12 protein-coding genes are annotated in these 9,689 nt (G+C 62.4%); 1 reads left to right on the forward strand and 11 read right to left on the reverse strand.

Features of this window, described 5'->3' with window-relative positions; all coding sequences use genetic code 11:
* Nucleotides 1-55: 55 nt before the first annotated feature.
* The 8 genes from OC610_RS13940 to OC610_RS13975 all read right to left on the reverse strand — a co-directional run bounded on the left by OC610_RS13940 (nucleotide 56) and on the right by OC610_RS13975 (nucleotide 6,446).
* Nucleotides 56-280 carry a hypothetical protein gene (locus OC610_RS13940; protein ID WP_264428421.1) on the reverse strand — a complete coding sequence of 75 codons (225 nt, stop codon included), beginning with the start codon at nucleotides 278-280 and terminating at the stop codon, nucleotides 56-58.
* Between the two features lie 62 nt (nucleotides 281-342).
* Entirely contained in the window at nucleotides 343-522 is a 180-nt protein-coding gene (locus OC610_RS13945; RefSeq protein WP_003182983.1) for a con-10 family general stress protein, read from the reverse strand.
* 230 nt (nucleotides 523-752) lie between these two features.
* On the reverse strand, nucleotides 753-1,316 hold the full coding sequence (locus OC610_RS13950) for an ATP-dependent Clp protease proteolytic subunit (RefSeq protein ID WP_030142235.1): 564 nt from the start codon (nucleotides 1,314-1,316) through the stop codon (nucleotides 753-755).
* Between the two features lie 135 nt (nucleotides 1,317-1,451).
* Nucleotides 1,452-2,489 carry a DNA topoisomerase IB gene (locus OC610_RS13955; RefSeq protein ID WP_264428423.1) on the reverse strand — a complete coding sequence of 346 codons (1,038 nt, stop codon included), beginning with the start codon at nucleotides 2,487-2,489 and terminating at the stop codon, nucleotides 1,452-1,454.
* Between the two features lie 211 nt (nucleotides 2,490-2,700).
* The gene (modC, locus tag OC610_RS13960; RefSeq protein ID WP_264428424.1) at nucleotides 2,701-3,780 is read right to left on the reverse strand and encodes a molybdenum ABC transporter ATP-binding protein; all 1,080 of its coding nucleotides are present in this window, start codon (nucleotides 3,778-3,780) and stop codon (nucleotides 2,701-2,703) included.
* Nucleotides 3,781-3,783: 3 nt separating this feature from the next.
* Nucleotides 3,784-4,464, reverse strand: a complete 681-nt coding sequence (gene modB, locus OC610_RS13965; RefSeq protein WP_264428426.1) for a molybdate ABC transporter permease subunit — start codon at nucleotides 4,462-4,464, stop codon at nucleotides 3,784-3,786.
* Nucleotides 4,465-5,217 (reverse strand): molybdate ABC transporter substrate-binding protein, encoded by a 753-nt coding sequence (modA, locus tag OC610_RS13970; protein WP_264428428.1) that lies wholly within the window; start codon nucleotides 5,215-5,217, stop codon nucleotides 4,465-4,467.
* Nucleotides 5,218-5,384: 167 nt separating this feature from the next.
* A complete protein-coding gene (locus OC610_RS13975; protein ID WP_264428430.1) occupies nucleotides 5,385-6,446 on the reverse strand; it encodes an NAD(P)H-dependent flavin oxidoreductase in 1,062 nt (353 codons plus the stop codon).
* A 147-nt stretch (nucleotides 6,447-6,593) separates the two neighbouring features.
* Here OC610_RS13975 and OC610_RS13980 point away from each other — a divergent pair, with 147 nt between their 5' ends.
* Nucleotides 6,594-7,082 carry a GyrI-like domain-containing protein gene (locus OC610_RS13980; RefSeq protein WP_264428432.1) on the forward strand — a complete coding sequence of 163 codons (489 nt, stop codon included), beginning with the start codon at nucleotides 6,594-6,596 and terminating at the stop codon, nucleotides 7,080-7,082.
* Here the strand turns inward: OC610_RS13980 and ada are convergent.
* From ada to OC610_RS13995, 3 genes are all read right to left on the reverse strand, one after another.
* Complete coding sequence (gene ada / locus OC610_RS13985; RefSeq protein ID WP_264428434.1) at nucleotides 7,046-8,119, reverse strand: bifunctional DNA-binding transcriptional regulator/O6-methylguanine-DNA methyltransferase Ada; 1,074 nt, start codon at nucleotides 8,117-8,119, stop codon at nucleotides 7,046-7,048. The genes OC610_RS13980 and ada overlap by 37 nt on opposite strands.
* A gap of 87 nt (nucleotides 8,120-8,206) precedes the next feature.
* Nucleotides 8,207-8,887: a DNA oxidative demethylase AlkB gene (alkB, locus tag OC610_RS13990; RefSeq protein ID WP_408636586.1), complete on the reverse strand. Its 681-nt coding sequence runs from the start codon at nucleotides 8,885-8,887 to the stop codon at nucleotides 8,207-8,209.
* Nucleotides 8,874-9,593, reverse strand: coding sequence for a 2OG-Fe(II) oxygenase (locus tag OC610_RS13995; RefSeq protein ID WP_264428436.1), 720 nt, complete (start codon nucleotides 9,591-9,593; stop codon nucleotides 8,874-8,876). The genes alkB and OC610_RS13995 overlap by 14 nt, the downstream gene beginning before the upstream one ends.
* Between the last annotated feature and the right edge of the window lie 96 nt (nucleotides 9,594-9,689).

Below are 9,689 nucleotides of genomic sequence, written 5' to 3' on the forward strand. Positions count from 1 at the left end.
GCAAGCTCCCTCGCCACGGAGGGGCAGGGAGCGGAAATAAGGGGGGTAAAACGAATTAAGGCTGTTTGAAATGCCCCGGAACATCATGTTCCGTTTCGTTTGGCTTAGTTCTTTTCTGAACTTGAACATCGCTGATCTCGGCACTCTTTAGTTCCGTGAACGTCACCCTCAAAAGCGCCTCGGCTTCTTCGGTGGTCAGCGTCTCGGTGTCCGTCGCCAACACTCGGTTATCGGGTTGGCCATCGGCGATAAAACTGATGATGAATCGATCCTGGCTCATTCATGACCTCGACAGGTTAAGCGCCAGGACGCAGCAGAGCTGCGCCCCAACGATTCTCCGGGTTACGACTTCCGGCCACCGCCGTGGCTGCGTTCGCCACCTTTGCGGCCAGCTTCAGACGCTTTTTCCCGGTCATTTGCGAAGTTGCCGCCGGAAGCATGTCCGCCTTTCTTGCCGGCTTCGGATGCTTTCTCACGGTCGTTTGCGAAGTTACCTGGGTTTTTGTTTCCGCTATTAGCCATTTCGAGAATCCTCATTTTGGTTAAGCGAGTAAAACGTGCCTCGCAGTACTGTGAAAGAAAATGGCGGAGGGAAGTTTAAAAAAAAACGTTTCGCTGGCGACGAACGGTATTGGTTTGAAAAAGTGCATGGAAAAGTTATACAGCCGTTTCGCTTGAACTTATACAACATGGATTTTGTTAATAAACAAAACGGCGTCAAATCGAATTTATTCATTGCCAAAGGAACGGTTTCAATCCTCGCCGCCGCTCACTTTCCAATGCTTGGCCTCGGGTGGGAACACCACTTGTTCAACCCGGTGCGCGATGCCGAAGGCCAGGGAATTCTCCGCCGGGATCACTCGTTCTTCGGCGCACAGGCATTTGAAAATATCCAGTTGCGTGGCGGCACCGGCCGTTTCCTTGACGTAGATTTCCACGTACCGCGCCACGTCGTTGTCCAGGCTGGACAGGTATTCGCGCAAGCGCGAATGGTCCACGGATTTCTGGCCGAAATACCAATTCATCGGGTGGATCAGGAAGCGCGAATGCGGGGTCGTGGTGCGGTCGCTGGCGGCCAGGTACATGACGATGCCCATCGACTCGATATTGCCGGCGTTCACGGCGCGCACCGGCACGGGGAGGGACTTGATGAAGGTGTAGAGGGTGAACCCGAAGTTGGTGCTACCGCCGACCGTAGAGAGGTTGAGCATCAGCGAGTCGGCGCCTTTTTCAATGGCTTCCAGACAGTTGTCGCGGAAGCGTTCGGTGGTTCCCTGATCGATCTGGCAATGGAAATGGACGATGTGTTCGGACATCTGAAACTCCTCTCGACGTCACGCGTTGACGAGTCTGCGGATCAGCGGCTCTGTACAGTTGGGAGTCCGCCGGCTGTCGGATGTTCCACTTCCGTAACACGCTTATCGAGTCCGGCAACGAATCAATCGCTTCGGTCAACAGGCTTCGACGGCGTGGGCCATGCGCTGCAGGAACATCGTCAGCGCCGCTTCCTGCGCACTGAGGCCCTTGCGCACCCGGGGTTTGGGCAGTTCATGCAGGACGCCGCCCATGAAGCCTTCCAGTACGGCGGGGTGGATGTAGCATTTGCGACAGACGGCGGGCGTGTTACCCAACTGCCGGGCAACCTGCCGGACCATCTCGGCGACGTGTCGCTTGGCCTCGGTTTCGGTTTCCCATTGCAATGTCCGCAGGCCATCCAGGGCTGCCGCGCTGCCCGCCCAGGTGCGGTAATCCTTAGCGGTGAAGTCGGCGCCGGTGAGCGTCTTGAGGTAGGTGTTGACGTCCGACGAGGTGACGGCGTGGCGCTCGCCGTTCTCGTCCAGGTACTGGAACAGATTCTGTCCGGGCATTTCCTGGCAGCGCCGGATGATTCGCGCCAGGCGTCGGTCTTTCACGGTGATCTGGTGCTCGATGCCGCTCTTGCCACGGAACTGGAACGCGATGGCGCTGCCGTTGACCGCGACATGTTTGTTGCGCAGCGTGGTCAGGCCATAGGAGCGATTGTCCCGGGCGTATTGGGTGTTGCCGACGCGGATCAGGGTCACGTCGAGCAAGGTGATGACCGTCGCCATGACTTTGTCGCGGCTGAAGCCCGGGGTGGCGAGAACTTCTTCCAGGCGCTTGCGCAAGCGGGGCAGGGTGCGGCCGAACTCCAGCATGCGTGAATACTTGTCGGCATCGCGCACTTCGCGCCAGCGTGGGTGATAACGGTACTGCTTGCGTCCACGGGCATCGCGGCCGGTGGCCTGGAGATGGCCGCGCGGGTCGGTGCAGATCCAGACATCGGTGTAGGCCGGCGGAACGGCCAGGGCATTGATGCGCTGGATTTCGGCCGCATCGGTGATGCGCTGGCCCGACGGATCGAAATAGCAGAACTTGCCCCGCAGTTTCCTGCGGGTGATGCCCGGCGCGGTGTCGTCGACGTAATGCAAGTCGGCGGGGAGTGCATCGGGCATTGGAGTATCGGGCATGGTGGATCCTTGGCGATGAATTCGAATGGCCTGTGAATTCATTGACCGCTGGCCGTTGCGGTCGTGCCGAGATTCTCATGCCACCACCAATAACCTGTGGGAGCGAGCTTGCTCGCGATAGCGGTGGATCAGCTTGCATAAATAGTGAATCTTCCAACGTCATCGCGAGCAAGCTCGCTCCCACAAGGGGCTGCTCTTACGAGCGCGAAGGCTACGCCAACACCGCCACCGCCTTGATCTGCGCCCACAGCACTTGCCCTGGGTGCAGCTTCAACTGATCGCGGGAGTACCGGGTAATCCGCGCCAGCAGCGGTGTGCCGGCGGCATCCAGGCGGATCAGCACGTGCGCTGCGTTGTCGCCGGCCAGTTCGCTGACGACCGTCACGGGCAGGCGATTGAGGATGCTGGTCTGCGCATCGTTTGCCAGGCTCAGGCTGACGTCCCGGGCCTGGACCTTGATGCGCAGCGGCAATCCGTCAGCCATAGGCGTGTGGGTCACTCGCATGGGGAGTTGGCTGTCGGGCAGCGTCAGGGTGAGCAACTGGTAATCCGGGTCATAGCCGGCGACTTTGCCCTGGATCACCACGCCCGCGTCATCGCCCAGGGCCAATGGCAGGTCGAGCCGGGCCAGGGTCTCGCCGATCGGGCCGCTGGCCAAGGCGCGCCCGGCGTCCAGCAACACGATGTGATCGGCCAGGCGCGCCACTTCATCCTGGGAATGGCTGACGTACAGCACGGGGATGTCCAGTTCATCGTGGAGCCGCTGCAGGTAGGGCAGGATCTCGTTCTTGCGGCGCGTGTCGAGGGCCGCCAGCGGCTCATCCATCAGCAGCAAGCGTGGGCTGGTGAGCAAGGCGCGGGCGATGCCGACGCGCTGGCGTTCGCCGCCCGAGAGGTTGTGCGATTGGCGATCCAGCAAGTGACCGATCCCCAGCAGCTCGGTTGCAAGGTTCATGTCCACGCGCCGTTGCGCCGCGGCGACGCGCTTGAGGCCGAACAGCAGGTTGCCCCGCACCGACAGGTGGTCGAACAGGCTCGCCTCCTGGAAAACGTACCCCAGCGCTCGCCGGTGGGGCGGCACGAAAATCCCGCGCTCGCTGTCCTGCCACACCTCACCATTGACCTCGACGAAGCCGCGCGCGGGCCGGTCCAATCCGGCGATGCAGCGCAGGCAGGTGGTTTTGCCGGAACCGGATTCGCCGTACAGCGCCGTCACGCCCCGGCCAGGCAATTGCACATCCAGGTCCAGGGAAAACGGGCCGTGGTCGATTTGAAATCTCGCCTCGATCATCGATCAGCTCCAGCCGGCGCGGGTTCGGCGGCTGGAATACAACGCCAGCAACACCAGGAAGGAAAACACCAGCATCGCGGCAGCCAGCCAATGGGCCTGGCTGTATTCAAGGGCTTCCACATGGTCGTAGATCTGCACCGACACCACCCGGGTCTTTTCCGGGATGTTCCCGCCGATCATCAGCACCACGCCGAATTCGCCGACCGTGTGGGCGAAGCCGAGGATTGCCGCCGTGATGAAACCGGGGCGCGCCAGGGGCAGGATGACGCTGAAGAAGGTGTCCCACGGCCCGGCCCGCAGGGTGGCGGCGACTTCCAGGGGACGGCTGCCGATGGCAGAAAAAGCGTTTTGCAGCGGCTGCACCACGAAGGGCATCGAATAGATCACCGAGCCAATCACCAACCCGGTAAAGCTGAAGGTGAGGGTGCCCAGGCCGAGGGCTTGGGTGACTTGGCCGATCCAACCGTTTGGCCCCAATGCCAACAACAGATAGAAGCCGATCACCGTGGGCGGCAGCACCAAGGGCAGGGCAACCACCGCGCCCACGGGCCCGCGCAGCCAGGATCGGGTACGCGACAGCCACAGGGCGATGGGCGTGCCGATGAGCAGCAGGATCAGCGTGGTCAATGACGCCAGCTTCAGGGTTAGCCAGATGGCAGCGTAATCGGCGCTGGTCAGGGGCATTTAGCGTTGATAACCGTAGGACTGGATGATGGCGGCCGCTTTCGGGCCCTTGAGGTAGTCCATCAATGCCTTGGCGGCAGGGTTGTCCCGGCCTTTGCCGAGAATCACGGCGTCCTGCTTGATCGGGTCGTGCAGTTCAGCAGGGACGATCCACGCGGAGCCGCTCGCCAGCTTGCCGTCCTTGAACACCTGGGACAGGGCGACGAAGCCGAGCTCGGCATTGCCAGTGGACACGAACTGGTAGGCCTGGGTGATGTTCTGGCCTTCGACGATCTTGCCCTTGACCTGGTTGGCGAGCCCCATCTTATCCAACACCTGGGTGGCGGCGAGGCCATAGGGCGCAGCTTTCGGGTTGGCGATGGACAGGTGTTGGAACGCGTTGTCCCGCAGGACCTGGCCCTTGGCGTCGACGTAATTGTCCTTGGCCGACCACAACGCCAGCGTGCCAATGGCGTAGGTGAAGCGCGAGTCTTTCACGGTATCGCCTTCGCTTTCCAGTTTGGCCGGGGTGGTGTCGTCGGCGGCGAGGAAGACCTCGAACGGCGCGCCGTTCTTGATCTGGGTGTAGAACTGCCCGGTCGCGCCATACGCCGCAATCAATTTGTGCCCGGTGTCTTTTTCGAAATCGCTGGCGATGGCCTGGATAGGGGCGGTGAAATTGGACGCGACGGCGACCTGCACCTCATCGGCGTGGGCAGCATTGACACTCAAGCAGGCTGCCAGCAGCAGCGGGGCGAAATGGACTGGGCGCATGGACAGGGTTCCGTGGGGGTGGGTTCGCTATATAGCGGAATATATAGCGAATGGCTGACAAACGGAACGTGGCATTTTGTCAGAAGTCAGCGGTGGCAGGGCTGCCGTCATCGCGAGCAAGCTCGCGATAGCGTCCGGTCAAGCGCCGGGGACTGTCAGGCTTGCGCTCAGCCCTTGAACCGAGCCAGCGCCTCCTCGGCCAGACGCCGCGTCAACTCGCCGCTCGGCAACTCGCGCCCCAGCGGAAACGCCTGGCCGGCCCAGAGATTGGAAAAATCAGCTTCGTCTTTGGCGCGCAAAGGCATCAATGCGCCGCCCGCCAGGGGAAAGGCGGGGGCGAGCGGGCTCATCGGGCCGACTTCGCGCATCACTCGGTTGACGATCCCCCGGGCCGGGCGCCCGGTGAACAGATTGGTGACCGCGGTCTGGCTTTCCTTGGCCGTGCGCAACGCCCGGTGATGGGATGCGCTGATCTTGGCTTCCGGCGTGAACAGGTAGGCGCTGCCCAGTTGCACGGCCGAAGCACCGAGGGCAAACGCAGCGACGATTCCCCGCGCATCACCGATGCCGCCGGTTGCGATCACCGGCACTTTCACCGCGTCGACGACTTGTGGCAGCAAGGCGAACAGGCCCACTTGGGTGTTGAGGTCGTCGCTGAGGAACATCCCACGATGACCGCCGGCTTCATAGCCCATGGCGATGATCGCGTCGCAGCCGTGCTGTTCGAGCCAGATAGCTTCCTCGACGGTGGTGGCCGACGAGATGATTTTCGCGCCGGTGGCCTTGACCCGATCCAGCAACGATTTTTCCGGCAGGCCGAAGTGGAAGCTGACCACCTTGGGCCGCCGTTCTTCCAGCACGCGGCAGGCCGCGTCGTCGAACGGCGTGCGATTGGACACTGGCGTGGGCGCGTCGAAATCGGCGCCCAGTTCTTCGTAATAAGGCTTGAGTCGTTGCTTCCAGGCCTCGGCTCGTTGCTCATCAAAAACGGGCGGCTGGTGGCTGAAAAAGTTCACGCTGAACGGTTTGTCGGTCTGTTCGACGATGGCGTCCAGTGCCTGGCGCAGTTGCTCCACGTCGAGCATCGCCGCAGGCATCGAGCCCATCCCACCGGCATTGGACGTGGCGGCCACCATGGCTGGACCGGTCACCCCGGCCAGCGGCCCCTGGATGATCGGATGCTCGATGCCGAGCAGGTCGAGAATGCGGGTGTCTGGCCACTGACTCATGTCCGGGTGTCTCCGACGGCAGAAGGAAGCGCTGTTTTTAGCAGGTGTGACCCGGCCAGGGCCAGTCGAGTTTTTCAATCGATGCCCGGGTTGATCCTGCTGCGAGGATCGGTACCATGCGGACTCAATCATCAAGGAGCCCGACCCATGGACGTGAAACTCAGGACTGTCGAACCCTTTACGGTGGCCGGTTTGCAAGTGCGCACCCGCAACGCCGACGAGCAACAGGGCGACACGGCGAAGATCGGCCCGATGTGGCAGCAGTTCTTCACCGAAGGGCTGTTCGAGCAAATCCCGGCGCGTCAGTCGGAGTCGTTCGTCTATGGGGTGTATTCCGGCTACGAGTCCGATGCGACCGGCTATTTCAACGTGACGGCGGGTGTGCAGGTCGATGCCGCGAGCGCAGGCTACCCCGCCGTGGATATCGAGGGCGGGGATTACCTGGTGTTCTCGGCCAAAGGTGAAATGCCCGGCTGCGTGATCCAGGCCTGGGGGCTGATCTGGGCGTACTTCGCCGATAATCCCCAGGCCGTGCGCCGGTTCACAACCGATTTCGAGGTGTACAACGCGCCCGATTCGGTCGCGATCTATATCGGTGTTCAGTCTTCAGATACGCGCTCCAGCGCTAACAGCTGACGCTTGCGCTCAACGCCCCAGCGATAGCCGGACAGGTTGCCGTCGCTGCGCACCACCCGGTGGCAGGGGATCGCCACGGCGAGGCTGTTGGCGCCGCAGGCCTGGGCCACCGCGCGCACCGCTTTAGGCAAGCCGATGCGCTGGGCGATCTCGGCGTAGCTGGCGGTACTGCCCGGCGGAATCTCCCGCAAGGCCTGCCAGACCCGCTCCTGGAACGCCGTGCCGCGCAGGTCCAGCGGCAAGTCCAGGCCCAGGGCCGGCGCTTCGATAAAACCGACCACTTGGGCGATCAGTTGCTCGAATTCCCGGTCGGCGCCGATGAGGTTGGCGCGGCGGAATTTGTCTTGCAGGTCGCGCACCAGCGTGTCCGGATCATCCCCCAGCAGGATCGCGCACACGCCGCGCTCGCTTTGCGCCACCAGGATCGCCCCGAGGGAGCACTGGCCGACCGCGAAGCGAATGTCAGTGTTTTGTCCGGCGGCGCGGTAATCGGCGGGTTTCATGCCCAGGACTTTGTCGGCGGCTTCATAGAAGCGGCTGTTGGAGTTGAAGCCGGCGTCATACAGCGCTTCGGTCACCGATCCGGCGTCGGCCAGGCGTTCGCGCACCTTGCGTGAGCGATGGGCAGCGGCGTAGGCCTTGGGTGTCAGGCCGGTGATGGATTTAAAGACTCGATGGAAGTGGAAGGGGCTCAGGCCCGCAGTCCTGGCGAGGTCATTCAGCCCAGGCAGTTCCTCGGCCGCCTCGATCTGCCGGCAGGCGGCCGCGACCCGGGCCGCTTGTTGCGCGGCAATCTGGGTCTGGTCCCTCGCCAGGCGTTTGCTGGGACGGTAGCCGGCGGCCTGGGCCTGTTCCGGCGTGTCGAAGAATTCAACGTTGCGCGGGTTCGGCAGGCGCGACAGGCTGCTGGGGTGACAATAGATGCCGGTGGTCTTCACGCCGTAGACAAATGTGCCGTCGGCGCTCGGATCCCGGGCGAGCACGGCGGCCCAGCGTGGGTCCTGATCAGGGGAGCGGTTGTTGGAAGTGTTGTTCATGGTCGTTATTCCATTGGCCCGTTTTGCCTAGAGTAAGGAGCCATGCTTGTGACGACACTCCGGGTCTTGCGGTTGAATTCTGCGCTTTTATCCGGCCATGCGGAACGTCAGGTTGATCCGTTGCGCGCCCAGGCGCGGATGCTCTCCCGGCTTGAGCGGCAGCACGCCGTGGTAGCGCAACCGGTCCACGCCACCCCAGACCGCGATGTCGCCATGGAACAGCGGGATGCGCTGGCTTTTGTCGCTGCGCTCGAATCCGCCGAACTGGAAGACGGCTGGCAGGCCCAGGGAGAGCGAGACGACGGGGGCTGTCAGGGAACGTTCGTTCTTGTCCTGGTGCAGCGACATGCGTGCGCCCGGCACGTAGCGGTTGATCAGGCAGGCGTCCGGCTCGAAATGCTCGAACCTTGCCTCACGGGCGGCGGCCTGGGCCAGTTCGCGAAATACGTGCGGCATGTCGGGCCAGGGGTGACCGGTCTGCGGGTCATCGGCGGTGTAGCGGTAACCGCTGCGGTCGGTGGTCCAGCCGAGTACGCCACAACTGGTCAACGCTACCGACATGGTGAAGCCGCCGGGCGTGACCATCTGCCGGAACGGTGCTGCCTGCAAGACGTTTTCCAGCGCTGGCAGCAGGCGGTCAAGCCAAGGCAGGGCAAACCCGCGCAGCACAAAGGACTGCTGGCCGATCTGTTCGACCTGGCCGGGCGTGATGGGCGCCTGGTCGGCGAACAGGTCCAGGGTGATGGGCGTGTCGTCATTGCGCATCATGAAAAATGATCCCGAGTGTATGCCGGCGCCCGCTGTGTATGCGGCTGACGCCATGGCGCAAGTTAACCCGATAATAACCGCGAACGCCCTTGACCGGCCGCTGATGCACGGCGAACACCACGACGTCGCCTTGTTTCAAGTCGATGACCAGGGGGCGTGATTGCATGCGCGGCCGTTGTTCGGTGAGGACAAACTCGCCGCCGGTAAAGTCTTCGCCCGGTTCCGACAGCAGGATCGCCACCTGCAACGGGAATACATGCTCGCCATACAGGTCCTGGTGCAGGCAGTTGTAGTCCTGCGGACCGTATTGCAGCAGCAATGGGGTGGGGCGTTGCTGCCCGGCGGCGTGGCAGCGTTGGATGAAGTCGGCATGTTTGTCGGGATACCGCGCGTCCAGCCCCATGCATTCGTTCCAGCGATTGGCCAGTGGTACCAGTTTCGGATACAGCGACTGACGCAGTTGCTGGATCACTTCAGGCAGCGGATAAGCAAAATACTGATACTCGCCGCGCCCGAATCCATGGCGCGCCATTATTACCCGTGAACGGAAAAGCCCGGGGTCGGCGTACAAACTACTCAACTGCCGACATTGCGTTGGCGATAGCAAACTGCGAATGATCGTGCAGCCGTCCTGGTCGAGGCTTTGTTCCAGGGCAGGCCAGTCGAGATCGGCGAGGTGTTGGGGCAGGGAGGGCTTAGGGGACATGATTGCAATCCTGTTGGAAGGACTGTCAGTCTGAAGAATGCTGTGTTGCAGGCACCCCGATTCTTGCTTATTTGAGAGCTCTTGTGGCGAGGGGAT

Source organism: Pseudomonas agronomica (assembly GCF_025917275.1).
Lineage (GTDB): Bacteria > Pseudomonadota > Gammaproteobacteria > Pseudomonadales > Pseudomonadaceae > Aquipseudomonas > Aquipseudomonas agronomica.